The organism is Mycobacterium botniense, from assembly GCF_010723305.1.
GTDB lineage: Bacteria > Actinomycetota > Actinomycetes > Mycobacteriales > Mycobacteriaceae > Mycobacterium > Mycobacterium botniense.
On sequence record NZ_BLKW01000002.1, the window covers coordinates 46894 to 71959 of the forward strand.

Annotated in this window: 21 protein-coding genes, 1 other RNA gene and 2 pseudogenes; 7 read left to right on the forward strand and 17 right to left on the reverse strand. The window is 65.2% G+C overall.

The genetic code is table 11. The features are described from left to right. Positions 1 to 243: 243 nt before the first annotated feature. Positions 244 to 1017, reverse strand: coding sequence for a sensor domain-containing protein (locus G6N08_RS00490; RefSeq protein WP_281352667.1), 774 nt, complete (start codon positions 1015 to 1017; stop codon positions 244 to 246). A gap of 218 nt (positions 1018 to 1235) precedes the next feature. Continuing rightward, positions 1236 to 2039: pseudogene (locus G6N08_RS00495) on the reverse strand (serine/threonine-protein kinase); the annotation flags it as partial. 416 nt (positions 2040 to 2455) lie between these two features. On the opposite strand from G6N08_RS00495, the gene G6N08_RS00500 reads away from it, so the two are divergent. Together G6N08_RS00500 and G6N08_RS00505 are read left to right on the forward strand one after the other, a co-directional pair. Continuing rightward, positions 2456 to 3142, forward strand: coding sequence for a helix-turn-helix domain-containing protein (locus tag G6N08_RS00500; RefSeq protein ID WP_163753251.1), 687 nt, complete (start codon positions 2456 to 2458; stop codon positions 3140 to 3142). Further along, positions 3103 to 3486 (forward strand): hypothetical protein, encoded by a 384-nt coding sequence (locus tag G6N08_RS00505; protein WP_163753253.1) that lies wholly within the window; start codon positions 3103 to 3105, stop codon positions 3484 to 3486. Before G6N08_RS00500 ends, G6N08_RS00505 begins: the two co-directional genes overlap by 40 nt. 115 nt (positions 3487 to 3601) lie before the next feature. Here G6N08_RS00505 and G6N08_RS00510 read toward each other — a convergent pair. The 14 genes and pseudogenes from G6N08_RS00510 to prfB all read right to left on the reverse strand — a co-directional run bounded on the left by G6N08_RS00510 (position 3602) and on the right by prfB (position 14878). Beyond that, positions 3602 to 4640: pseudogene (locus G6N08_RS00510) on the reverse strand (IS3 family transposase). A gap of 59 nt (positions 4641 to 4699) precedes the next feature. Beyond that, the gene (locus tag G6N08_RS00515) at positions 4700 to 4873 is read right to left on the reverse strand and encodes a hypothetical protein (RefSeq protein WP_163753255.1); all 174 of its coding nucleotides are present in this window, start codon (positions 4871 to 4873) and stop codon (positions 4700 to 4702) included. Then, entirely contained in the window at positions 4870 to 5364 is a 495-nt protein-coding gene (locus tag G6N08_RS00520; RefSeq protein ID WP_163753257.1) for a winged helix-turn-helix domain-containing protein, read from the reverse strand. Before G6N08_RS00520 ends, G6N08_RS00515 begins: the two co-directional genes overlap by 4 nt. A 973-nt stretch (positions 5365 to 6337) precedes the next feature. Continuing rightward, positions 6338 to 7249, reverse strand: coding sequence for a hypothetical protein (locus tag G6N08_RS00525; protein ID WP_163753259.1), 912 nt, complete (start codon positions 7247 to 7249; stop codon positions 6338 to 6340). Next, positions 7249 to 7539 carry a hypothetical protein gene (locus tag G6N08_RS00530; protein WP_163753261.1) on the reverse strand — a complete coding sequence of 97 codons (291 nt, stop codon included), beginning with the start codon at positions 7537 to 7539 and terminating at the stop codon, positions 7249 to 7251. The genes G6N08_RS00525 and G6N08_RS00530 overlap by 1 nt, the downstream gene beginning before the upstream one ends. A 367-nt stretch (positions 7540 to 7906) precedes the next feature. Continuing rightward, positions 7907 to 8274, reverse strand: a transfer-messenger RNA (tmRNA) gene (gene ssrA / locus G6N08_RS00535). A 102-nt stretch (positions 8275 to 8376) separates the two neighbouring features. Continuing rightward, positions 8377 to 9210, reverse strand: coding sequence for a maleylpyruvate isomerase family mycothiol-dependent enzyme (locus G6N08_RS00540; RefSeq protein ID WP_163753263.1), 834 nt, complete (start codon positions 9208 to 9210; stop codon positions 8377 to 8379). Positions 9211 to 9232: 22 nt separating this feature from the next. Then, a complete protein-coding gene (locus G6N08_RS00545; RefSeq protein WP_443093833.1) occupies positions 9233 to 10078 on the reverse strand; it encodes an EamA family transporter in 846 nt (281 codons plus the stop codon). Beyond that, entirely contained in the window at positions 10075 to 10527 is a 453-nt protein-coding gene (smpB, locus tag G6N08_RS00550) for an SsrA-binding protein SmpB (RefSeq protein WP_163753276.1), read from the reverse strand. Before smpB ends, G6N08_RS00545 begins: the two co-directional genes overlap by 4 nt. A gap of 101 nt (positions 10528 to 10628) precedes the next feature. After that, positions 10629 to 11522: a permease-like cell division protein FtsX gene (ftsX, locus tag G6N08_RS00555; RefSeq protein ID WP_163753279.1), complete on the reverse strand. Its 894-nt coding sequence runs from the start codon at positions 11520 to 11522 to the stop codon at positions 10629 to 10631. Then, a complete protein-coding gene (ftsE, locus tag G6N08_RS00560; RefSeq protein ID WP_163756481.1) occupies positions 11523 to 12212 on the reverse strand; it encodes a cell division ATP-binding protein FtsE in 690 nt (229 codons plus the stop codon). It abuts the gene before it with no gap. 146 nt (positions 12213 to 12358) lie between these two features. Further along, entirely contained in the window at positions 12359 to 12811 is a 453-nt protein-coding gene (locus G6N08_RS00565; protein WP_163753281.1) for an Rv3103c family proline-rich protein, read from the reverse strand. Then, positions 12808 to 13782, reverse strand: a complete 975-nt coding sequence (locus tag G6N08_RS00570; protein ID WP_163753282.1) for a mechanosensitive ion channel family protein — start codon at positions 13780 to 13782, stop codon at positions 12808 to 12810. Before G6N08_RS00570 ends, G6N08_RS00565 begins: the two co-directional genes overlap by 4 nt. Further along, a complete protein-coding gene (gene prfB, locus G6N08_RS00575) occupies positions 13772 to 14878 on the reverse strand; it encodes a peptide chain release factor 2 (protein ID WP_163753284.1) in 1107 nt (368 codons plus the stop codon). The genes G6N08_RS00570 and prfB overlap by 11 nt, the downstream gene beginning before the upstream one ends. A gap of 140 nt (positions 14879 to 15018) precedes the next feature. Between prfB and G6N08_RS00580 the strand changes: the two genes are divergently transcribed. Next, positions 15019 to 16386, forward strand: coding sequence for an FAD-dependent oxidoreductase (locus tag G6N08_RS00580; RefSeq protein WP_163753286.1), 1368 nt, complete (start codon positions 15019 to 15021; stop codon positions 16384 to 16386). Here G6N08_RS00580 and G6N08_RS00585 read toward each other — a convergent pair whose 3' ends face one another. After that, on the reverse strand, positions 16387 to 17964 hold the full coding sequence (locus tag G6N08_RS00585; protein ID WP_163753288.1) for an FAD-binding oxidoreductase: 1578 nt from the start codon (positions 17962 to 17964) through the stop codon (positions 16387 to 16389). Between the two features lie 440 nt (positions 17965 to 18404). Here G6N08_RS00585 and G6N08_RS00590 point away from each other — a divergent pair, with 440 nt between their 5' ends. From G6N08_RS00590 to narI, 4 genes are read left to right on the forward strand one after another with little or no spacing between them, the layout of a single operon-like run. Further along, a complete protein-coding gene (locus tag G6N08_RS00590) occupies positions 18405 to 22085 on the forward strand; it encodes a nitrate reductase subunit alpha (RefSeq protein WP_163756482.1) in 3681 nt (1226 codons plus the stop codon). Then, positions 22085 to 23683 (forward strand): nitrate reductase subunit beta, encoded by a 1599-nt coding sequence (gene narH / locus G6N08_RS00595; protein ID WP_163753290.1) that lies wholly within the window; start codon positions 22085 to 22087, stop codon positions 23681 to 23683. Before G6N08_RS00590 ends, narH begins: the two co-directional genes overlap by 1 nt. After that, on the forward strand, positions 23680 to 24303 hold the full coding sequence (gene narJ, locus G6N08_RS00600) for a nitrate reductase molybdenum cofactor assembly chaperone (RefSeq protein ID WP_163753292.1): 624 nt from the start codon (positions 23680 to 23682) through the stop codon (positions 24301 to 24303). The genes narH and narJ overlap by 4 nt, the downstream gene beginning before the upstream one ends. Beyond that, complete coding sequence (gene narI / locus G6N08_RS00605) at positions 24300 to 25049, forward strand: respiratory nitrate reductase subunit gamma (protein ID WP_246216559.1); 750 nt, start codon at positions 24300 to 24302, stop codon at positions 25047 to 25049. Before narJ ends, narI begins: the two co-directional genes overlap by 4 nt. Positions 25050 to 25066 lie beyond the last annotated feature (17 nt).

Genomic DNA, 25066 nt, shown 5'->3' on the forward strand with positions numbered 1-25066 from the left:
TCCGGGACAGGGCACCTTCCCCAGCCTCATAAACGACGGTTCGCCACGAGAATTCCATGCGCTCAAGTGATCTGAACGCCGCCACCATACTCGAGGCATCACTGTCTGGGCGATTCGTCGACATACTGTGGCCAGCTGCACGACACCCGCACCTGGCAACCTCAGCCACCAATGCCGATGCCCGTTACAGCTGCTTGACACGGTCATTGAGATCCATCAGGGGTAACCCCCAGTGCCGCAAAATCACAACGTGACGTTTCTCAACATTGCAGTCGCCACTCGTTCGGCGTCATCTGTAGCCTGGCCGGGGTTGCTGGTGCCAGGTAACGCATGCACGATTGTGCAAGTGCGGGCTTCGACGACGACGTTTTCGCGCACTCCCAGCGCCTGCTGACAGGCTTCACCAGGCTGCTCTCCTTCAGGAGCAGCCATAGCTACGGTGATCACGTTTTCATGCCGTTGAACCGTGCCCAACGTGTACCCCCGCGAATTTTCATAACCCAAATGTGCATCAACCACGCTTCTGCTGCATGTTTCCCATTGGGCTTGCGAAGACGTCAGAAACTCTTGGGCCTGCTCAGCGGAGGAGAGGACGGCCGCAGCTTGTTCCAGGAGGTACGGACCTCCATCGGTCTCGGAGCTCCCATACAGGTCCTGGTATGTTTCAACTTTGGTCGCTAGAGGATCAGCGGGGCCGTAGACATCATGCTCGCCGGTGAAAACCACACCGACACAAGAACGAGGTGTGACCTGCGCCGAATGATCTGACGTCCCATATGAAGAGGAATTCATCGTCAGCGCACCTGTTCCACTGTCAGCCGGGTCACTAGCGATGTTGATTCCCAGCACCTCGCTAAGTTGGGTGGCGGTCAGCAAGACGCGGTCTATAGCCTTCGGTGAAAATGACGGCGGGGGCGGCAGCTGAACACTCGCTGCCACGGTGGTTGTTGCGGGATGTGTTGACGAGCTTAAGGATCCGCGTGATTCCCGTGAGCTTGGTGACCGTGTCGCTCCCATGGCCGCCAGGTGACCATCAGCCAGGCAGCGAGGACCACTGCAACGAGTGTTGTGACAAGGGTTATCAGCCGAAACTTTGGAATCAGTTTGTCAATTGGAGCCTGAAGACGGCGCTTCGTCCATCTCAGGCGCATCATCGCCAATCGGGTGCCGGGCGGAGAGGATAGCTGGTCACCGCCGACCGCGCTAGTGGCAGCATGCGCCTGTTCACACGTGGTCAATGCGGCCCGCGCCGCACGGGCGAGGTCTTTCGCCGTTTGGTATCGCTGGTCGGGGTCTTTGGCCATTCCGCTGGCGATCACTTCGTCCATCGCCTCTGGGAGACCGAATCGCAGAATCGATGGGCGAGGAGGAGTAGTGGTGAGGTGTCCCACGATCTGTTGTTCGAGGCTATCCCCGGGATATGGGCGTTGACCGGTCAGCGCCTCAAACAGCACACAGGCCAGGGCGTAGACGTCTGTACGGGCGTCGGCAATTCCGGTGTTGAGCCTTTCGGGGGCCATATAGGCCCAGGTGCCGATTGCCGCACCGGTGCTCGTGAGGCTGGTGTCTCCCGCGGCGTGCGCAATGCCGAAGTCGGTGAGATAAGCGAAGTCGTCCTCCGCGATCAGGATGTTTGACGGCTTCACATCGCGGTGCACCAATCCGACTCTGTGAGCGGTCTGCAGCGCAGAGGCGATCTGCTCAATGATTCCGACCGCCCTGTCCGGCTCTAACGGCTCATGGGCAAGCAGAGTTTGAAGATCTTGGCCCTCGATCAAGCGCATAGCAAGGAATAGACGTCTGTCAATCGCGCCGAAATCGTAAATTGGAACCACGTGTGGCTCGTTAAGGCCTGCTGCGGCCTTGGCCTCGCGGCGAAACCGCTTCTGAAAGACTTGATCGTCAGCGAAATTTTGCGGAAGCATCTTCACTGCCACAACGCGTTCAGTGACTGTATCGAACGCTCGCCACACCTCACCCATGCCACCGCGGCCCAGCAACTCCACCAATCGGTAGCGCCCGAACGGCATGCCCTGCACTCAAGCCTCCCAACAGCGAAAGCTCTCGCCAGCTGCAAGCAGAGTATCGCTTAGCGGTCTCGCCCGTAAGTTCGTTGGGGGTCATGCCCAGGCGGTCGGGTCGCCCGGGTAGAGGACGCAGGCGGTGTCGAGGACGCCTTCGGGCGCGCCGGCGAAGTCACCGGTGGGCAGCTGGCATGCTGTCGCCGTCGGGCGGGTTTGCGGTGACGTAGGCGAACGCGCCGCGGAACCGTACGTCGACCCGCTCAGTTGTGGCCATCGGTGACGGGCGCGGGCCGACAGTCGCTGTTGCAGCGACGTTTTCGTCGAGGCGGGGGTGTGGCCATAGGGGTAGATCCTGCCGTATCGGCGTGTTGTTCCCAACCGACGCACGGTGAGGCTGGAGTGACCAATAGGAACGATGGTGGAGCCGCTGAGTGTCGCCGATCAGCATCGACCAAATCACGTTGACCGGATCCGAGCGCCGCGAACTGACCCGCCTGACCCGCGCCGGACGCACCGGGCAACGCCTCGCGATGCGCGCCGCGATCGTGCTCGCCGCCGCCGTGGGCGAGTCGAACGCGCAGATCGCGCGATCGCTGCAGCTGTGCGAGGACACCGTCCGCACGTGGCGCCGCCGCTGGCTGGCAGTACCCGGGGTGGCGTCGCTGGGCGACGCGAAACGCACAGGTCGCCGCCCGAAATTCACTGCCGTGCAGCTCGTCCGGGTCAAGGCGTTGGCCGGCACCCCACCGGCCGAGGTGAGACTGCGGCTGTCGCGGTGGTCGTGCCCGGAGCTTGCCCGCCATGCGGCCAGCGACGGGCTCTGCGCGTCGATCTCGGCGGCCACGGTATGCCGGTGGCTGTCCGAGGACGCGCTCAAACCCTGGCAGTACCAGACGTGGATCGTCATCACAGATCCCGACTTCACCGCCAAAGCCCACCAGGCGCTCGACCTGTACGACCGGAAATGGGAGGGAAAGCCGTTGGGCCGCAACGACTACGTGATCTCCGCTGACGAGAAGACCTCGATCCAGGCCGCTGCCGCTGCCACCCCACACTGCCGCACGGCAAGGCCCGCGCGATGGGGCTCAATCACGACGACGACCGCTGCGGCGCCATGACCTACCTGGCCGCCTACGACGTGCAGCGCGGAAAGGTCTTCGGTCGCTGCAACGACACCACCGGCTTCCACGCGTTCACCCGACTCGTCGACCAGGTGATGACCCAAGAACCCTACAAATCCGCAGACCGGGTGTTTTGGGTCGTGGACAACGGCTCCTCGCACCGCGGCCAGGCCGCGATCGACCGGCTCGCCGCGCGGTACCCCAACGCGATCATGGTGCACACCCGGTGCAGGCGTCTTGGCTCAACCAAGTCGAGATCTACCACCGACGTCAGATCGTCCTCCGAGGCGGTGATCAGGGGGTGCGGCACCGGGTGTTTCGGACTCGCCAGCACCACATAATCGACATCGAACAACAAGCGGTAGCATTCACTACACGGGTGCCCTTTCTCTGGGATTGGCGAGTCCCCGATACTGAGTCCACCCGGTTGTAGAGTCGGGTTTTGTTGTTCTGGATTCAGTTGATTTCGCAGGCCACAGGGGTGTGGGTGTGGCTGCATTGGGCAGCGTACTCGGCCGGGGTGAGGTAGCCCAGTGCGGAGTGACGGTGCCGGTGATTATGTTCGTGCTTGAAGTCGCCGATGACTACTCGGGCCTCCAGCAGGTTGGTCCAGTGGTTGCGGTTGAGGCACCCCTTGCTGAGCCTGCTGTTGAACGATTCGATGTAGGCGTTGTCCCACGGCGCTCCGGGTGGAATGTAGGACAATCCGACTGTGCCGTCACAAAACTGTTGCAACGCTTGCGAAATCATCTCCGGGCCGTTATCCATGCGCAGCACCATCGGTGGTCCACCGGCGGTGGCGAACACCCGCTCGAGTTCATCGACGAGACGCTCGCCGCTAATCGAGCGCTCCACGATGTTCAGCAGTGATTCGCCAGTGTGCTCGTCGACCATCGACGCGATCTTGACAGCCTTGCCGTCGATGGTGGAGTCGAACTGAAAATCGATCGCCCACACCACCTTGGGTGCGTCCGCGACGACCTGCGGCGCCGACGACACCCCCGCGCGCTTACGCGGCGAATGCTCCCGCCGCTGCAGTCCTTCCTCACGCCACAGCCGGTGGACCTTCTTTTTGTTGACCTCACGGCCCTCATCGTGGCGCAACGCCACCCAGGCGCATCGAAACCCATGGCAGGGAGTTTGGTGGCATACGCGCGCAGCCAGACCCGCAGATCGGCATCCGGGTCGGCCCGGGGCGCCGCGAGCAGGGTGCGCCGGTAGGTGGAGCGGGCGAGCCCCACCGCCTTGCACGCCAACCGCTCCGACATGCTCAAAGCCGCTTCAACCGCGCGTTCTGCTCCCGCAACTCCCTGAGCTCCTTGGCGGCATCGACGCCCATACCGCCATAGGTGCGACGCCAGTTGTACAGCGTCGCCGGCGAAACCTCCAAGTCAGCGGCGATCTCCTCATTGGTCATTCCCGCCGCGGCAAGCTCATCAGCACGGCGCAACTTGCGCACGATGTCCTCCGCGGAATGCCGCTTCCGACCACCCATGTGATTCATCGTCCCTTCCGCCCCACCCGGGGGCCACAGGACTCTCAAACAAGGCGGACTCATCCAACGGGAACACGCCAGGTGTTGTAGGAGCCTTCCTTGATCTGGAAGATCAGCGCGGCCGCGCTGGCGTCGGGCCGGTAGGCCAGTGCGCCCGACATCGACAGGCGAGTCCAGGAGAATCGGTGTCGCAGCACCGGGGTGTGGCCCTTGGGTGCCCAGGTCCCTCTCACCGGCGGGAGCAGGGAGAATCCGCTCTCGTCTTGGAAGACGATCCAGGCGCCGCGGCGCCGCGCGCTTTTTTTATGCGCGGCCAGTCGGATTTGACCCAGGTGGCGATCGCCTGGTCGTCGCGTTCGACCGCGCGCCGTGCCGGGCGCTGTCTGCTCCAGCCCAGCCGCTCACGCAGGATCGTCCAGGTCTGGGTTTGGCCATAACGGATCCCGGTCAGCGTCTCGATCACGTCGGCGACCCGCGCCAAGGTCCACATCTGGGTCGCAAAGCCATGGACCCGCGGACCCTTCAGCAGCGCCTGCTCCACCTGCGTCAGCTGCTCATCGGACAGCTTGGGCAACCGGCCGGCCCGGCCGGCGCCAGCCAGTCCCTTTTTGCCCTCGGCCACAAAGATCCGATGCCAGCGCGACGCCGTCTGCGCTGAAACACCCAGCTTGTCCATCACGTCGACCTGACGCTTGCCGCGGGCGAACATATCCGCCGCCGCCATCCGCCGGTCCTTGAGCGCCTGAAAGTCCCGCCGCGCAAGCACTTTGGCGTCGGTCCTCGACCGTCTCCTGCCAGTAGATCCCGCCACACACCAATTGTCCTATACCGCAGAGAAAATTCCGCGCAACGACTCACTGTATTACCGAAATATCTTTAACGCGTCTTGATTTCGATTTTTCGCGCGGCCTGGCGGGGCTGCTGGGAGGCGGTTGCTGGCCGGCTGGTGATGTCGATTGTGGCGGGTGGGTGTGACAGCTCGTCCGGTGTCGCTCCGGTGAGGCGGGCTTTCCTCAGCCGCCACATGAGCCACCAGGCGGCCGGTCTCAATCACCGGGCGGGCAGCCTGCCCCCCAAACTCGGGGTGTACTTGCGACGCCTGCCCGGCATACGGACATCCCTCCCGCGACACCAGCAGTCCCGCCAGCTTGCGGTTCGTGGAATAAAATGCGGTCGCATGAAAGGCTAGCCGTGACACTCGGTTCGGTGTCAACCGTGCCAACGTGGTGATCATGTCGGTGATGCCGGCATCGAGCGCCCCCGCCTGGCATCCGGCAATGTGATGAATCTGCTTGACGATACGAATCGAGCGGGTACCGACATCGAGGTCGTGTCTAACTTTAGCGGAGGATCTTCCCGAGCCGCCGCAAAGCAAGATGAGTCCGGACCTGCGGGTTGTGGATTGTCAGACTCGCTGATCGTGCTCGTCAACTCGGTTACGCGAGACCCATTGGAGCTTAGGTGGCCAAGATGGGTCGTTCCGATGCCGGTACACCTGCAACCAGGCGTTGATTATGAGTCCAAGCATGAACACGACGAAAAAGCCGTAGATTGCTTTCCCGGTTTGCCAGTACTCGTAACCATCTAAGCCTGCAAGGCTGAGAACGCCGACCGTGGCGCAGCTCAACCCCGTTCGAGTGGTGCTGAGCCAGTTAAACGCCCTTAGCGGCGCGGAAGTCCGTGAAGGTGACATGTGCCTATTCCCAAATCTTGCTGAGTATGTAACCGATGCCTGAAAGGCCGCCAACGACTAGACACCCTCCTATTGCCCCTGGTCCAGTCTCCGAGGTTGCAAGCGCCCCGCCGGCACATCCGGTGCTGGCGGCTATTGCGAGTCCTCCAAGCGTCGGTTCGCTCGGCTGGTGTAGCTGCTGCTGGATATCGTTTATTTGCTTCTGCTGGTCTTGGAGCTGCCTCTGAATCGTGCCCAGATCGGAAGCAGGAGACGGTGTCGGTGTGGGACTCGGGCTCGGCGTTGGCCCGTCTTGCTTGAAGGTCTGGTCGACGAGCCGGACACCGTATCGACGGTCGCTGTCACCGTCGTTGACGATCTTGTCGTCGGGGCCGGTGTGGATCGGCTGCTCGTTGAAGGTCGTGTTGCCGATGCCTGCGGCGGCGTTGGCGAGGTTGCCCGCGACTTCGTGGTCCACCCCGACTAGTTCAGCGGCACGTGAACGGATGCCGGCTGCGAACTGTTGAGCTTGAGCTTGACGAGCTGCGTGATCTGCCGCCGTCCTGCTGCTGCGGGTGTCGGTGACCGACAAGTCTTCGCCGACAGTGAAACCGGCGTTATGCGCGTCCTCGACGGCGTACAGCACCCTACGCTTGGCAGCGTCGATGTCGCCCGCCCCGCGGCGGGCGATCCCGGATGCCTCACGTAGTTGGTCCGACTTGCCGCTAGCCGTCGCCTTGTCGGCGGTGGTCCGGTTGAGCAGCGCATCGTGCGCTTGCCCTTCCCAGTTCATCGAAGCCGACTGGTGCCACACCTGCCAGAATGCGTCGTCCCACCGATCAGCGGTGGCCGTCCAGTGATCAGCTGCTTCAATGAGATGGGCTGTGTCCCATGCTCGAATCTCCGAGAGAGTCGGCAATTCGACGGTGGCTAGCATTACGCCTCCAGCGCCGTGGCTATGTCATCCAGTTTGGTCGCTGCTGCCGCGTCTTGGGCGGCGTACACGGTGGCCGCAGCGGCGGTCTTGATTGCTGTGATCCGTATGCGTGCCGCGAATGCCTGCTCGGTTACAGCCGCACCGGCGTGTATCTCGTTGACAACTGCGGCGCTGGCCTGACTAGAGGCAGCCGGAACATCGGGTGCAGCACCTACTATGTCGCCTGCTACGTCGTGCCACCGGGCCGCTATGACCCGAAGGTCGTCCTCATTCACTCGCAGCGGCTTCATGGCGGCAGTATAGAAGCGCTTCGCATTGTTCAGTAGTTGGTCGGACAGGTATGAGGCAGTCGTAATGAACGCTGCCGGCCGCCACCGGGGCTTGCGGCGGCGGGGAGGGGCGCGGTCGATACGGGTGAGCCCGCGTCCGCGGGGCGGGGTTTGCGGCGGGCGTCGGGGACTTGGGCAATCAGCCGACCAAACCACTGCTGCTTCTCAACCTCGCCGTGCGCTTCCACTGAAACCTCCGCAAAGCCTCGGTATTGCGACGACCGCTGGAATCCGCCCATGCCGTTGACACTTGGTGCCCGCAAGCCCGCCGAGACCGTCGTCTTGAGGGCAGTGCGCTCCTTGTTCAGCTCTCTGACCAGCACTTTTCTAGTGGAGCTGCCGGGAATCGAACCCGGGTCCTACGGCATACCCTCAAGGCTTCTCCGTGCGCAGTTCGCTATGCCCTTACTCGGATCTCCCGGTCACGCGAACAAGCCGGGACGGCGATCCCAGTCGCTGTTGGTGTCCCGATGAGTCCCGCGACCGAGCTCATCGGCGCAGCCCTCTAGCTGATGCCAGGGTCCGGGTCGAGGGCGGTCCCGGCCTGACAGACTAGCCGTCGCTTAGGCAGCGAGGGCGTAGTCGCGCTGTGTAGAAACGGCGCTTATTTGTTCGCAACGACGCTTACGGTGGTCTCTTGCCTGCACCGGCACGCTTCCCTTGATTCGATGCGCGAAGTCGAAACCTTTCAGCCCCTCGCATCCCCGCCGACTTTCGGCGGGCATATCAATGGTACGCCGAAGGTCTCAACAGCGGGTCACCGCTGAAACATTCCCACCGGCGACCACCGGCGACCGGTCAGATCACGTAATTGAGGTGCTCGACGATGCGGGTGGCGACCTGGCGGTCGCCGCCGAGTGTGACGCCTTGCAGGCTTTGTGTGCGTCCGCCAACGAGCCGCGTGAATAACAGCCCGTCCAGGCTAATCGTCACGGTCGGCTGCTGACCGCCGAAGTCGTTGACCACCCGCCCGCGGCCATCGACGACGACGCAGATGGTGCGCGCCAGCGGCCCGGTCAGCTCGATGGCCACCCGGGATCCCTCAGGCGCCTGGCCGAGTTTGCCCACGACATAGCCCATGCTGGCCGCGACCTCGTCCAGGGCGAGGCCCGCCGCGGGGGTACGAAGATCGTCGGCGGTCGGTGGCCGTCCCAGCGCGTCGCGGATGTCGTGTTCATGCATCCAGCAGTCGAAGGTCCGCACCCGCATGAACCGCCCGTAGCTGTCCGGGCCCGCGGGCGTCTGAGTCACGGCGTTCCAGTCGCGGTCGGACATGCCGGCCAGAAACGTGCGACGACCGGCGGTCACGGCCCGGAACCGGGCGAGCAGTTCGGCGCCCGGCTCGTCACGAAGATGGCGTACCCAGCGCTCGTTCATCGCGCCGACATCGTTGCGGACATGCTCAAGTGAGTGCACGTCGATGTCGGCGTCGGGTGCGGGAATCCCGGCCAGTGCCGACTCGGTGCCGATCAGGTGCGACACCACAGCGTGCACGTCCCATCCGGGCAGCGGGGTGGGCACCCGCCAGCCGGCTTCCGGCAGTCCGTCGAGCAACCGGCAGATCGCGTCCCAGGAAGCGAAGAGGCCCGAAAGCACCTCAGACTTGTCGAGTTCGGTGAGCGGGCGGGTCACCCGTCTGATCCTAGGCGGCAAGTCATCCGGCGATCATCGCGACCGACACCGCGGCTAACCCCATACCGACCGCCTGCCAGCGGGTGACCCGCTCGCGCAGCACGATGACGGCCAGCACCACCGTGGTCGCCGGATACAGCGAGATCAAGATGCTGGCCAACGACAACAGCCACTTCTGCAAGGCCAGCAGCATGGTGACGTTGGCGCAGGTGTCCAGCAGCGCGACGACCACCGCCAGCCGCAACGGTGTACGTGGAGGCAGCTGCAAGTTGCCGCTGATTGCGGCCATCACGAAGACCAGCACCGTGGCCGAGGTGCGCGCGAAAAACAGCGGCCAAAGGCGGGACTCCACGGGCGCTTGATGAAGCAGCACGAAATCGAGCCCGAACGCTACACCGGAGGCCGCCGTCAACCATGCCACTTTGGTGGTGAACCGGTGGGTCCGCACGTCGGCGTCGTCGGGCGACTCCCGGCCCACCAGGATCACGGCGACCATGGCTAACACCACGCCGACTGAGGCCACATCCCCGGGTCGCTCGCCCAACGCGACTCCTACCGCAACCGGGACGGCCGCATTCAGCACTGCCGCCAGCGGTGAGACCACCGAGATCGGGCCGGCGGCCATCGCTCCGTAAAACAACCACACGCCGAACGCCTGACTGACCCCATACAACGACCCCCAATAGACAGCGCCGGGATGCACCGGGCCGCCCGCGGTCAGCGCCACCGCCCCCAGCAACACCGCCGCAACCGGATAGGAAACCAACATCACCCGCAGCGCGGCAGCGCGCCGCACTGCCATTCCCCCCACGAAATCACTGACGCCGAAGCTGACCGCCGACAACTGGGCGTACGCGGCACCGATCAGCGCATGCCCCTGGTGCGCCGTCCCATCTCGCGCAGCACTTCCCGTTGGGCGTCACGGCGGGCGATGTCTTGCCGTTTGTCGTATGCCCGCTTACCGCGCGCCAGCGCAAGTTCCACTTTGACCCTTCCCCCGGAGAAGTACAGCGACAACGGCACGAGCGTGAGGTTAGCATCCCGGACCTTGCCGACGAGATGGTCGATCTGACGGCGGTGCAGCAACAGCTTCCGGTTGCGCCGGGGGTCATGGTTAGTCCAGCTGCCATGGTGATACTCCGGGATGTGCACGTTGCGCAGCCACACTTCACCGTCGTCGACGGTGGCAAACGCATCGGTCAGAGACGCTCGCCCCTCCCGCAGGCTTTTCACCTCGGTGCCCACCAGCACTACTCCGGCCTCGAATACCTCGATCACCGAAAAGTTGTGCCGGGCCTTGCGATTGGTGGCAATCACGTGCCGGCCGCCGGTCGCGCCGGCGCCCCGTTTCGATCGCCCGGCCCCTCCTCGCGCCGCTGTACGGCCGGAATCGTCGCGCCGCGGGTTTTTGGCCACAGCTACCGTCGCACGTACACACGCAGCGTGACGTATGCGGTGACACCGGCCATTGCCACCCCCACCAGCAGCAGGATCGGCGAAATATACAGGACGTCGGCGTAATCGATCCTGGCAATCAGATGCGCTTGGTAGAACTGGTTGAGCGCGTTGTCGAGGAATAGTGCCCGCACCACGATCAGCCCGATGACGGCGATGATGACGCCCACGGTCGCGGCCAGCATCGCTTCGACCAGAAATGGCAGCTGGGTGTACCAGCGGCTGGCGCCGACCAGCCGCATGATGCCCACCTCGGTGCGGCGGGTATACGCGGCGACTTGAACCATGTTGGCGATCAACAGTATTGCCCCAATGGCTTGTACTAGCGCGACCGCGAACGCGGCATTGCTCAAGCCATCCAGCACAGCGAAAAGCCGGTCGATCAGATTTTTCTCGTTGAGGACGCTGAGCACTCCCGGCTGGCCCCGCATAGCGTCGTCGAACTCCTTGTTCTGCTCGGGGTTTTCCAGCTTGATGATGAACGACGCGGGAAAGGAGTCCTTGCCGGCGACGTCCTTGAACTCGGGAAACTTGCGGATGGCGTCATCGTAGGCATTGTCGCGGTTGACGAAGCGCACCGATTTGACGTCGTTACGCGCCTCGATCTTCTCCCGTAGCGCCTTGCACGCCTGGCTGGTGCACGTCGGGTCGTTAGCGGAGATGTCGTTGGTCAGAAAGACCTGCGACTCGACCCGGTCCAGGTAGATGCTGCGGGAGTGGTCGGCCAACCGGACCACCAGCAAACCACCGCCGAACAGACCGATCGAGATCGCCGTCGTCAGGATCATCGCGACGGTCATCGTGACATTGCGGCGCAGGCCCGTCAGGACCTCGTTGAACAGGAAACCGAAGCGCACTTAGCGGTCCACCCCGTAAACGCCGCGCTGTTCGTCGCGGACCAGCCGGCCCAGTGACAGTTCGACCACACGCTGGCGCATGGAGTCGACGATGTGATGATCGTGGGTGGCCATCAACACGGTGGTGCCGGTGCGGTTGATTCGCTCCAGCAAATCCATGATGTCTTTGCTGGTTTCCGGGTCAAGGTTACCGGTCGGCTCATCGGCCAGCAGCACCAGCGGCCGGTTGACGAACGCCCGCGCGATCGCGACCCGCTGTTGTTCACCACCGGAAAGCTCATTGGGCAGCCGGTTGGCCTTCCCGGCCAGGCCAACCATGTCCAGCACATCGGGTACCACCCGGTTAATCACCTCGGTGCGCTTGCCGATCACCTCCAGTGCGAAAGCGACATTTTCGAACACCGTCTTTTTTTGCAGCAGCCGGAAATCCTGAAAAACACAGCCGATCACCTGACGCAATTTCGGGATGTGGCGGCCCGGCAGTGTGTTGACGTGAAACTTCGACACCCGGATATCGCCGCGTGTCGGTGACTCCTCGGCCAGCAGCAGTCTCATGAATGTCGACTTACCCGACCCGGACGGGCCGATCAGGAAAACGAACTCCCCCTTGTCGATCTTGACAGTGATATCGTCCAACGCCGGGCGCGCCGACGATTTGTACTGCTTGCTGACGTGGTCGAGGGTGATCATCACGGCTCGCCAGTGTAACCATGCGTGTCCCCGGGGCACGCCGACACCGCGTGCCGCGAACCGGCACAGCACACCGACACTGCGTGCCGCCAGATGGTGCGAGCACGGGCGGTGCCGAGGAGGGATTCACGAAGAGCCCGATGACGTCACGGCGCCGGGCCGGGCCCGGGCGGTGCAGTGGTCGGAGGTGGCGGCGGGCCGAACGGCGGGGGGAGCATCAACGGCGGCGGAGCCGGCACCGGTGAGCTGGTCGAGGGCGTCGGCGACACCGTTGTGGGTGCAGTGGTAGTGGGCGTCGTGGTGGGTGTCGTAGCCGGCGCCGTCGTCACCGTGACCGTGACGGGTGGCTGCTGCAACCTGCTGCGCGGCACCCACGTGTAGTTGGGGTCGGGAATGAAACCCGGTGGCACCACCTGGGTAGCCGGTGGTCGCGGGGGCCTTTCCGGCGAGGGGCGGTAACTGTCATAAAGCCACCACACCGCCAGGAACGCGACGACCAACAGCACAGTTGAGGTGCGGACGTGGCCGCCGAACAGATACCCGGGCCAGCGTCGCGCGGCGTCGCTGGGCGGCTTCAGCCAGTTCAGAGTGAACCTCACCGCGGCGGCCCCGGTCCCTGGGTTTCGTCCTCCGCGCCGCCGGCGGTGGCCGGGTGCACGATCGCCCCTACCGCCGGAGGAGCGTCGGCGGCAGTCACGACGCCGGCGCGGGAGAGCGCATGGACCACCAGCGCCCGCAACCGCCGGCCCGCCTCGAACTGCTTGCCGGGCAGGGTGCGGGCCACCAGCTGCAAATTCACGGTGTCAACCTCGATGCTTTCCACCCCCATGACCGTGGGCGCATCCAGCAACAGCGCGCCGAGCACCTCGTCGTCGCGGGCCCGTTCACACTCCTGGTGCAGCACCTCGTTCACCAGGTTGAGGTCGGCGCCGGTCGACACCGGGACGTCGACAACTGCGCGTGCCCAGTCCTTGGACAGATTGACCGATTTGACGATCTGGCCGTTGGGCACGGTGAACACCTCGCCGTCCGGAGAGCGCAGCTTGGTCACCCGCAACGTCACGTTTTCGACGGTGCCGGCCGCATCGGTCGCAGACCCCGCGATGGTGAGCTCGACCAAATCGCCGAACCCGTACTGTTTTTCAGCGATGATGAAAAAGCCTGCCAGCAAGTCTTTGACCAGCTGCTGAGCCCCGAAACCCAGTGCGGCGCCCAGCACGGTGGCGGGTGCGACCAGCCCACGCACGGGAATTTGCACAATATCGGTGATTTGCACGACGACCACGACCCCGATCAGCACGATCGACACCCAGGAGATCACCGCCGCCACCGCCTGGCGGTGCTTAGTGGCCTCCGAGCGCACTAACGCGTCGCTCTCGGTGAACCGCATGTCGAGTCGCCGGGTGATCTTTTGTGCGGCCCAGTTGACGAACCGCGCCGCCAGCACCGCCCCGATCAGCAGCAACATGATGTGCAGTCCTTTGGTGACGACCCAGTCCCGGACATCACCGCGCCAGATATCGTGCCAAGGCTGGGCGAAGGACACGAAAAGTTTTGGTTCAGTTGTCATCTCGCCTGTTGCGCCAACGGATCCCGGCTTCCAGGAACCCGTCGATATCGCCGTCTAACACAGCCGCCGGGTTGCTCACTTCGTAGTCGGTACGCAGGTCTTTGACCATCTGATACGGGTGCAAAACGTAGGAACGCATCTGGTTTCCCCATGAGCTGCCGCCCTCACCCTTCAATGCGTCCAGCTCCGCACGTTCTTCTAATCGTTTGCGTTCCAACAACCTTGCTTGCAGAACCCGCAACGCCGAGATCTTGTTCTGCAGCTGCGATTTTTCGTTTTGGCAGGTCACGACGATACCGGTGGGGATGTGTGTGAGCCGAACAGCCGAGTCCGTGGTGTTCACCGATTGGCCGCCGGGTCCGCTGGACCGGTAAACGTCGACACGGATGTCGCCCTCGGGGATATCGATATGGTCGGTGGTTTCCACTACCGGCAGCACCTCAACCTCGGCGAACGACGTTTGGCGGCGGTGCTGGTTGTCGAACGGGCTGAGCCGCACCAGCCGGTGGGTGCCCTGTTCGACCGACAACGTGCCGTAGGCGAAGGGGGCGTGCACAGCGAAGGTCGTGCTTTTGATGCCGGCCTCTTCGGCATAGGAGGTGTCCAGCACCTCCACCGGGTAGTTGTGCTTCTCGGCCCAGCGGATATACATCCGCATGAGCATCTCGGCCCAGTCGGCGGCGTCCACCCCGCCCGCACCGGAGCGGATGGTGACCAGCGCCTCGCGTTCGTCGTACTCGCCCGAGAGCAGCGTGCGCACCTCCAGCGCCTCGATGTCGGCGCGCAGCGACTTCAACTCGGCGTCGGCCTCGGCGAGCATGTCGGCGGCCCCCTCTTCGGCCGCGAGTTCGTAGAGCACCGGCAGGTCATCGAGGCGCCGGCGCAGCTCCTCGACACGGCGTAATTCACCCTGCCGATGCGAGAGCTCGCTCGTCACCTGCTGCGCGCGGGCCTGGTCGTCCCACAGGTGCGGATCGGATGCCTGGTGCTCGAGCTTTGCGATGTGCGCCCGCAAACCGTCGACATCGAGCACCTTCTCCACGGTGGTGAGGGTGGAGTCAAGGGCGGCGATGTCGGCCTGGCGGTCGAGTTCCACAGCTGCCCACGTTACCGGCGCCCCCTAAGCCGGGCGACGATGCGCCCGCGCGCCGGGGACTATTACGTTGGCTATTACGTTCCACTGTACCTTCCACTACGGTGCACTACGTTCCAACCGGACGACCAGAAAGCTCGCGTATGCGCCCCTACCACGTCGCGATCGTCGGCTCGGGTCCGGCGGGATTCTTCGCTGCGGCGTCGCTGCTGAAGGCCGCGGATACCACCGACCAGTTCGAGGTCGCCGTCGACATGCTGGAGATGCTGCCCACGCCGTGGGGGCTGGTGCGCTCCGGGGTGGCACCGGATCACCCCAAGATCAAATCGATCAGCGCGCAATTCGAAAAGACCGCCGGCGATCCCCGCTTCCGCTTCTTCGGGAATGTGGTGGTCGGCGAGCATATCCAGCCCGCCGAACTCGCCGAGCGCTACCATGCGGTGATCTACGCGGTCGGCGCGCAAACCAGCCGTATGCTGAACATTCCCGGTGAGGACCTGCCCGGCAGCGTGGCCGCGGTGGATTTCGTGGGCTGGTACAACGCGCACCCGCACTTCCGGCACGTGTCGCCGGACCTGTCCGGTGCCCGCGCAGTCGTCGTCGGCAACGGCAACGTCGCCCTCGACGTCGCGCGCATTCTGGTCACCGATCCCGACGTGCTCGCCCTGACCGATATCGCCGATCACGCGTTGGAGTCGCTGCGCCCGCGCGGTGTCGAAGAAGTGGTGATCATCGGTCGGCGCGGGCCGTTACAAACCGCGTTCACCACGCTGGAGCTGCGCGAGCTGGCCGACCTCGACGGGGTCGACGTGGTGGTTGATCCGGCGCAGCTGGAGGGCATCAGCGACGAGGACGCGGCCGCGGTGGGCAAAACCTGTAAGCAGAACATCAAGGTGTTCCGTGACTATGCGGCCCGCCGGGCCCGCCCCGGGCACCGTCGCATCGTGTTCCGGTTCTTGACCTCCCCGATCGAGATCAAAGGCGACGGCAAGGTGGAGCGCATTGTGCTGGGCCGCAACGAGTTGGTCACCGACGGCAGCGGACGGGTGGTGGCCCGGGACACCGGGGCGCGTGAGGAGCTGCCCACCCAGTTGGTGGTGCGCTCGGTCGGCTACCGCGGAGTACCGTTACCGGGGCTGCCGTTCGACGAGCGCAGCGGAACAATTCCCAACACCGCCGGCCGGGTGCAGGGCAGCCGCAACGAATACGTCGTCGGCTGGATCAAGCGCGGGCCGACGGGTGTCATCGGCACCAACAAAAAAGACTCACAAGACACCGTCGACACGCTGCTGGCCGACTTGGACGCCGCGCAAGACTCCGGGCCGGCGGATTTCCCGGACAACCATGCCGAGCAGCTCGCCGACTGGCTGGTCTCGCGCCAGCCAGAGCTCATCACCGATGCGCACTGGCAGGCCATCGACCGTTTCGAACGGGCGCTGGGCGAGCCACACGGGCGTCCCCGCGTCAAGCTGCCGACCGTCGACGAACTACTCCGAGTCGCGCACGGCTGATCAGCTGTCGATGAGGACTCCAGGGTTGAGGATGCCCGCCGGGTCCAGCGCCGACTTTGCCGCGCGCAGGGCCGCCGCGAACGGGTGGGGCCGTTGCCGGTCATACCAGCGGCGGTGGTCACGGCCCACCGCGTGGTGGTGGGTGATGGTGCCGCCCGCAGCGATGATGGCCTCGGACACCGCGGCTTTGATCTCATCCCACTGCGCGACCAGCGATTCCCAGCGGCCGGACGCGTACACCCCGTAATACGGTGCCGGGCCGTCGGGGTAGACGTGGGTGAATCGGCAAGTCAACGCCCCGGTCCCGCAGATCCGCTCGACCGCCTCCCGGGCGGCTGCGGTGATCGAGGCATGCAAGATGTCGAATCTGTCCCAGGTGCAAGCGGTTTCGAAAGTCTCGACGATGACGGACCGCCGGGCGAGCGCGTCGCGCCGATACGGCATCCGCAGAAACGCCGAACGCCAGTTGGCGGACGCGTCATTAGGTGATGCGGTGTCGCGGCTGCGCCGCGCGATCACGGCGCCGCGGTGTTCGGCCGTGATCTCCAGCGCGCGGTCCAGCCACGGATCGACCGGGTGGTCAGCCGACTCGAAAGCCAGCACCAGCAGCCCGCCCGCGACGGTGGTGCCGGCGTTCAGGAAGGCTTCGCTCGCGTCCAACAGCCGACAGTTCGCCGGGTAGAGCCCGGCCTGTGCGATCATCCGGGTCGCGGCGACCGCGGAATCCCAGTCCTGGAACGCCACCGACGCGGTGACCTGCCAGCGCGGCCGGTCCTGTAACCGCATCCACGCCTCGGTGATGACACCCAGCGCACCCTCTGAGCCGAGAAACAGCCGGTCCGGTGACGGGCCGGCACCGGATCCGGGCAGTCGGCGAGATTCGCTCACACCGGCCGGGGTGACCACACGCAGCGACTCGGTGAAATCGTCGATGTGGGTGTACAGCGTGGCGAAATGTCCGCCCGAGCGGGTCGCCAGCCAGCCGCCGAGGGTGGAGAACCGAAACGACTGCGGGAAGTGCCGCAGCGTAAGACCGTGCGGGCGCAGCTGGTCTTCGATCACCGGGCCGAGCGCACCGGCCTGAATCCGGGCGGCCCGGCTGACCCGGTCGATCTCGGCGACCGCGCCCATACCGGTGACGTCGACCGTCACCGCGGGCCCGTCAAAGCGGGGCTCGACCCCGCCGACCACCGAGCTGCCGCCGCCGTAGGGGATGACCGCGATACCCTCGTGCGCACACCAGTCCAGCAGGTCGATCACCTCCTGCTCACGGGTGGGCCGCGCGATCAGGTCGGGCACGTGGTCGAGCTCGCCGCGAAGGTTGCGCACGACATCGCGATACGCCTTACCGCGCGCATGCCCGGCCCGGTCGACCGGATCGGTCGAACACAGCGCGGCCAGTGCGGCGGGCGGGGCGATCCGCGGTGCGGGCAACCCGAGCTGCGCCGGGTCCGGCGGCGGGTGATCGGTCAGGTCGTGCCCGGGCAACAGCGTCGCCACCCCTGACTCCAGCTCCCGTATCTCGTGCTCCGAGAGCGCCTCCTGGAGCCTGCCCCAGCCCCACCACGACCGCGTCATCGGCGCCTCCCGTTGATCGGTGTTACTTTCCGGTCACCCGAATACCAGCAGAGAATCGTGGCGCTGGTACCCCAACGTAGGGGATCTGGCCCGTAGCGCCGATGTGACCACCGTTGTCCAGTCGTGGTCGCCGCCCGCCCGGCTTCGGAAAAAACCCGGCACCGACACGTTTACCGATGCCGATCGGTGGTATGACAGATACCAGGGCGCATGCGAAATCAGGGCAGCAGCCCAGGATCCATCACCCGATCCGACCGGGACGTCTCGCTTCTTCCGATCGGTGCAGAAGGCCTCGCACGACATCCGCGGAAGCGTCCGGAGGCGATAGCGAAGTGGTTGACACGGCACAACCGAAAACACGGCCGTCACCCAACGAGCCCCACGCCGATCGCCCTGGCGGCGGCCGGCCACCACCGGCCCGCCCCGCACCACGCGACTACCTGGCCCCGCTGCTGCCCGGCGGCGAGCCTGTTGAGGCGCTGTTGCGCAAGGCCCAGTTCTTCACCGCGGGAACACCGACCCCGGATCATCGCGAGGTGCACCGCCGCGGCGGCCGCAACGCTGAAGAGTTCTACCGGGATCGCTGGCGTCACGGCAAGGAAGTCCGCTCCACGCACGGGGTCAACTGCACCGGTTCGTGCTCCTGGAAGGTCTACGTCAAGGAGGGCATCATCGCCTGGGAGACCCAGGAGACCGACTACCCTTCGGTGGGCCCGGACAGTCCCGAATACGAGCCGCGAGGCTGCCCGCGCGGCGCGTCGTTTTCCTGGTATACCTATTCCCCCGCGCGGGTGCGCTACCCGTATATCCGCCAGCCGCTGCTGGAGATGTGGCGCGAAACCCTTGCGCGCGTGGGTGATCCGGTCGCGGCGTGGGCGGAGATTACCGCCGACCCGGAGCGCGCCGCGCGGTACAAGCAGGCCCGGGGCAAGGGCGGTTTTTTGCGTTCGACCTGGGACGAGGTCAGCGAACTGATCGCGGCCGCGCATGTACACACCATCAAAACCTACGGCCCGGACCGGGTGGTGGGGTTTTCGCCGATCCCGGCGATGTCTCAGGTGTCCTATGCGGCGGGAACCCGGTTTTTGTCGATGATCGGCGGCACCATCCTGTCGTTTTACGACTGGTATGCCGATATGCCGTGCGCCTCACCGCAGGTCTTCGGTGACCAAACCGACGTGCCGGAATCGGGTGACTGGTGGAACGCCGCGTATCTGATCATCTGGGGCACCAACCTGCCGATCACCCGCACCCCGGACGCGCACTTCATGGTCGAGGCCCGCTACCGCGGGCAGAAGGTGGTTGTGGTCAGCCCCGACTACTCCGATCACACCAAGTTCGCCGACGACTGGCTGGCCGCTGCACCCGGCACCGACGGCGCGCTGGCGATGGCGATGGGCCACGTGGTGCTATCCGAGTTCTTCCGGGATCGGCAGGTGCCCTACTTTCAGCAGTATGTGAAGACCTACACCGACCTGCCTTTCCTGATCACCCTGCGTGAACGGGGCGATGCGTATGTGCCGGACCGGTTTCTGACCGCCGCGGATCTGGGCTGGCACAACGAGCATGCGGTGCACCAGACGGTGGTGCTGGACGCGGCGAGCGGGCAGCCCGCCGTCCCCAACGGCACCATCGCCGATCACTTCTCCGAACTCGGGAAGGGCAAGTGGAACCTGGAGCTCGGCGATCTCGACCCGGCGCTGACGCTTTATGGCCGGGTTGCCGACGCGGTCGCGGTGGACCTGCCGCGCTTCGACGTCGGCGACACCGAGGGCGGCAGCGTGATCCGCCGGGGCGTGCCGGTGCTGCGGTTAGGTGATCGCCTGGTCACCACGGTGTTCGACCTTGTGATGGCCCACTACGCGGTGCGCCGCGACGGGTTGCCCGGCCAGTGGCCCACCGGCTACGAGGACCCCACCCAGCCCTACACCCCGGCGTGGCAGGAGGCGATCACGTCGGTGCCGGCCGTGGCCGCCGCGCGGGTGGCTCGCGAGTTCGCCCGCAGCGCCGAGCTGTCCGGGGGTCGCTCGATGATCACGATGGGCTCGGGCACCAACCACTGGTTCCACGCCGATCAGATCTATCGCACCTTTTTGACGTTGACGATGCTGTGCGGCTGCCAGGGCGTCAACGGCGGCGGCTGGGCCCATTACGTGGGGCAGGAAAAGGTGCGGCCACTCGTCGGCTGGCAGCAGATTGCCTTCGGGCTGGACTGGCAGCGGCCCACTCGGCACATGACCGGGACGTCGTTTTTCTACCTGCACACCGACCAGTGGCGCTATGAGCAGTTCGGTGCCGACGAATTGGCCACACCGCTGGGCCGCGGGCTGTTTCGGGGCAAGGCGATAGTCGACGCGCTGGCCCAGGCAACACGCCTGGGGTGGACGCCGTCGTATCCCACCTTCGACCGCAACCCGCTGGATATCGGCGATGCGGCGCGGCAAGCGGGGAAAAGCGTCGCAGATTATGTGGTCGACGAATTACGCTCCGGCCGAATGCATTTCGCTGGTGAGGACCCGGACAATCCGGTGAACTTTCCGCGGGTGCTGACGGTGTGGCGGGCCAACCTGTTGGGCTCGTCGGGCAAGGGCATGGAATACTTCATGCGCCACCTGTACGGCACCCACCATGCCGTACGGGCCGCCGAGACACCGGAGCGGCTGCGGCCCACCGAAGTCTGCTGGCGCGATGCGGCGCCGCACGGCAAGCTCGACCTGGCTGTGGCGATCGACTTCCGCATGACCAGCACCTGCAGCTACTCCGACATCGTGCTGCCGGCGGCGACCTGGTATGAAAAGCACGACCTGTCCACCACCGACATGCACCCGTTCGTGCACTCGTTCAACCCGGCGATTCCGCCGCCGTGGGAGGCGCGGACGGACTTCGACGCGTTTGCCACCATCGCGCGCGACTTCTCCCGGCTGGCCGGCAAACACCTGGGCACCCGCACCGATGTGATCGCGGCGCCGCTGATGCACGACACCCCCGACGAGCTGGCCCAGCCGCGTGGTGTGGTGCGCGACTGGCGCCACGGCGACTGTGAGCCGATACCCGGCCAGACCATGCCGAAGCTGATCACCATCGAACGCGATTACCCCGCGGTCGCCGAGAAGATGGCCGCGCTGGGCCCGCTGGTTGAGACGCTGGGAACCCCGGTGAAAAGCGTGACCTGGGCACCCGCGGCCGCCGTCGACTACCTCGCGCACCGCAACGGCACGGTGCGCGCCGGTGTGGCACGCGGCCGGCCGTCGCTGGCGCGCGATGTGCACATGGCCGAGGCGATCCTGGCGCTTTCCGGCACCACCAACGGCGATGTCGCGATGCAGGGCTGGCAAGCGATGGAGGAGCGTACCGGGCTGCGGCTGGCCGACCTGGCCGAGGAGCGCGCCGGTGAGCAGATCACGTTCGAAGACACTCAGGTTCAGCCCCGCACGGTGATGACATCGCCGGAGTGGTCGGGCAGCGAGGCCGGGGGACGGCGCTATTCACCATTCGTCATCAACGTGGAGCGCAAGAAACCCTGGCACACGCTGACCGGGCGGATGCACTTTTTCCTCGACCACGACTGGTTCGCTGAATACGGTGAGTGGCTGCCGGTGTACCGTCCGCCGCTGAACTACGCGCGGCACTTCGGCGACCAGCAGATCAGAGACGATAGCCGGCCCGAGATCACGGTACGCTACCTCACCCCGCACTCGAAGTGGTCGATTCACTCCGAATACCAGGACAACCTGCACATGCTGCGGTTGTTCCGCGGCGGGCCGGTGATCTGGATGAGCCCCGGCGACGCGGCCGCCATCGGCGTGGCCGATAACGACTGGATCGAGGCCTACAACCGCAACGGCGTGGTGGTCGCCCGCGCCGTCGTCACCCACCGGATGCCCCAGGGCACGGTGTTCATGTACCACGCCGTGGACCGGCACTTGATGACACCAAAGTCGGAGATCTCGGGCTGGCACGGCGGCGGCGACAACTCGCTGACCAAGGTGATGGTCAAACCGACGCATATGGTCGGCGGCTATGCGCAACTGTCCTACGCATTCAACTACTACGGCCCGACCGGCAATGACCGCGATGAGATCACCGTCATCCGCCGCCGCTCCCAGGAGGTGCAGTACTGATGCGGGTGATGGCGCACGTGGCGATGGTGATGAACCTGGACAAGTGCATCGGCTGCCACACCTGCACCGTCACCTGTAAACAGGTGTGGACCAACCGCCCGGGCACCGAATACGTCTACTTCAACAACGTCGAAACCAAGCCCGGCATCGGCTACCCGAAGCGCTACGAAGACCAGGAGCAGTGGAAAGGCGGCTGGACCCTGGACCGAAAGGGACGCCTCGCACTCAAGGGGGGCGGGCGGCTGCGCAAACTGCTGTCGATCTTCTACAACCCCGACCTGCCCAGTATCGACGACTACGGCGAGCCGTTCACCTACGACTACCAGACCGTCATCGACGCCCCGCTGGGCACCGCCAACCCCAGCGCGCATTCCATCTCCGCGCTCACCGGACGCGATATGACGGTCAACTGGGGCAGCAACTTCGACGACGACCTGGCCGGGGCGCCCGAGCTGGCGGTCCACGATCCGGACCTGGCGGGGCTGCAAGACCGGGTGAAGATGCAGTTCGAGCAGGTGTTCATGTTCTACCTGCCGCGCATCTGCGAACACTGCCTGAACCCGTCCTGTGTCGCCTCCTGCCCCTCGGGGGCGATGTACAAGCGCGCCGAGGACGGCATCGTGCTGGTCGACCAGGACCGCTGCCGGGGCTGGCGGTTTTGTGTGTCGGGCTGCCCCTATAAAAAGGTGTACTTCAACCACCGCACCGGTAAAGCGGAAAAGTGCACCTTCTGCTACCCCCGGGTCGAACACGGGCAGCCCACGATCTGCTCGGAGACCTGTGTCGGCCGGCTGCGCTATCTCGGGCTTTTCCTCTACGACGCCGACCGGATCCTGCCGGCCGCGGCGACACCCGAGCCCCGCGACCTCTACCAAGCCCAGCTGGAGGTGTTTCTCGACCCGCACGACCCGGACGTGCAGGTCGAGGCGGCGCGGGCGGGCATCCCGCATGACTGGATTCAGGCGGCGCAGCGTTCACCGGTCTACGAGTTGGCGGTGCGACACCGGGTCGCGCTGCCGCTGCATCCGGAATACCGCACACTGCCGATGGTCTGGTACATCCCGCCGCTGTCACCGGTGGCCGACGTGGTCAATGCCGGTTACGACGCGAACAATCCCGACAACGTGTTCGCTGCCATCGACGCGCTGCGGATTCCGATGGAGTATCTGGCCAACCTGTTCACCGCCGGTGACGCGGAGGTGATACGCGCGGTGTTGCGCAAGCTGGCCGCGGTGCGGGCCGTGCAGCGCCACCAGCAGCTCGGGCTCGACGTCGACGAGAGCCTGCCGGCCTCGGTTGGGGCCAGCGCCGAGGACCTCGACGACCTCTACCGGCTGCTGGCGATCGCGAAATACGAGGATCGTTACGTCATTCCGCCTGCTCACACCGAGGAGGCCGGGCGGCTGATGGGCCAGCATGAGCAGTTGTTCTGCAGCCTGGACACCGACGGCGGCCCGGGTATGGGCGGCTACGGGCCACCCGGGCCGCACGGGATCAGCTCCTACCGGCCGGGCGACGGGCAGCGGCGGTTCAACCTGCTGAACTGGAACGGACGCGACCGGGTCCCGGGCATGTTCCCGAAAGCAGGCCGGCGATGAACACCCAGACCGTCAAGCTGGCGTCGGTGCTGCTGCAGTACCCGACGACCGCGCTGTTCGACGGGCTGGACACGCTCGACGCGTTTGCGGCGAACACCGGCCCGAAGCCGGCGCGCGAGTCGTTCGAGCGGTTCCTGGGCTGGCTGCGCACCACCCCCCCGCATGAGGTTGGGCAACACTATGTGCAGACCTTCGACCTGCGCCGCCGGTGCTCGCTGTATCTGACCTACTACCGCTACGGCGACACCCGCAAGCGCGGCATGGCGATGGTGCTGATCAAAACCGCCTACCGCGACGCCGGTTTCGTGCCCTCCGACGACGAGCTACCCGACTACCTGCCGATGGTGCTGGATTTCGCCGCGCTGTCTCCCCGCGGCGAGCGGCTGCTCTACGGGCATCGCACCGACCTGGAGTTGCTGCGCCGCGCCCTGATCAAGGCAAAGTCGCCGTACGCCGACGTGGTTGCCGCAGTGATAGCCGACCTGCCCGGTCTGGGCAGACGCGAGCTGGAACAGGTGAGGCTCGCCTGGGAATCCGGCCCGCCCCGTGAAGACGTCGGGCTGGAGCCGTTCGCGCCGCCGAACTACCTGACCGGCTACGGATCGAGGCCACAGCCATGAGCACGTTGAGCACATGGAACATCTGGTGGTGGGTGATCCTGCCGTATACGGCCCTCGTCGTGTTCGTGGTCGGCCACATCTGGCGCTGGCAATACGACCAGTTCGGCTGGACCAGCCGCTCGACCCAGCTGCAGGAACGCCGCCTGCTCAAATGGGGTTCACCGCTGTTTCATTACGCCACCTTCGCCGCGATCGCCGGCCATATCCTGGGCATCTTGGTGCCTAAGTCGTTCACTGACTGGCTCGGCATTCCGGAGACCTGGTACCAGGACTTCTCCGCCGTCGCCGGGTCCACCGCCGCGATCGGCATCCTGATCGGCGCCGCCATCTTGACATTTCGCCGCACCGCCATCCCGCGGGTGCGCGCCACCACCAGCGCAGTGGACTACCTGGCGCTGATCCTGCTGGGCGTCATCGTGTTGCTGGGAATCTTTTTGACCCTGGGGATCGAGGACACGTCGCATTACGAGTACCGCAGCACCGTCGGGGTCTGGTTTCGCAGCCTGTTCGCGCTACACCCCAATGTCAGGGCGATCACCAGCGCACCGTTCCTCTACCAGCTGCACGCGGTCGCGGCGTGGGCGATCTTCATCGTCTGGCCGTTTAGCCGCCTGGTGCACGCGTGGAGTTACCCGCTGTGGTACTTGTGGCGGCCTTATATTGTGATCCGCAGCCGCGTCGCCGCTCGACCGCAGGAGCCCGGCACCAGCGGGCGCCGGTGGCGCAGAATCGGCGTCCCTTACTGAGAGGGCCTCGTGTGGAA

Bases quoted from the DNA above. Each gene is read 5' to 3' on its own strand.
- G6N08_RS00490 (WP_281352667.1), bottom strand. From the start codon at position 1,017: ATGGGAGCGACACGGTCACCAAGCTCACGGGAATCACGCGGATCCTTA.
- G6N08_RS00505 (WP_163753253.1), top strand. From the start codon at position 3,103: ATGGGGCTCAATCACGACGACGACCGCTGCGGCGCCATGACCTACCTG.
- G6N08_RS00520 (WP_163753257.1), bottom strand. From the start codon at position 5,364: ATGGCGGCGGCGGATATGTTCGCCCGCGGCAAGCGTCAGGTCGACGTG.
- G6N08_RS00525 (WP_163753259.1), bottom strand. From the start codon at position 7,249: ATGCTAGCCACCGTCGAATTGCCGACTCTCTCGGAGATTCGAGCATGG.
- G6N08_RS00530 (WP_163753261.1), bottom strand. From the start codon at position 7,539: ATGAAGCCGCTGCGAGTGAATGAGGACGACCTTCGGGTCATAGCGGCC.
- ftsE (WP_163756481.1), bottom strand. From the start codon at position 12,212: ATGATCACCCTCGACCACGTCAGCAAGCAGTACAAATCGTCGGCGCGC.
- G6N08_RS00570 (WP_163753282.1), bottom strand. From the start codon at position 13,782: ATGACAACTGAACCAAAACTTTTCGTGTCCTTCGCCCAGCCTTGGCAC.
- G6N08_RS00580 (WP_163753286.1), top strand. From the start codon at position 15,019: ATGCGCCCCTACCACGTCGCGATCGTCGGCTCGGGTCCGGCGGGATTC.
- G6N08_RS00585 (WP_163753288.1), bottom strand. From the start codon at position 17,964: ATGACGCGGTCGTGGTGGGGCTGGGGCAGGCTCCAGGAGGCGCTCTCG.
- narH (WP_163753290.1), top strand. From the start codon at position 22,085: ATGCGGGTGATGGCGCACGTGGCGATGGTGATGAACCTGGACAAGTGC.
- narJ (WP_163753292.1), top strand. From the start codon at position 23,680: ATGAACACCCAGACCGTCAAGCTGGCGTCGGTGCTGCTGCAGTACCCG.
- narI (WP_246216559.1), top strand. From the start codon at position 24,300: ATGAGCACGTTGAGCACATGGAACATCTGGTGGTGGGTGATCCTGCCG.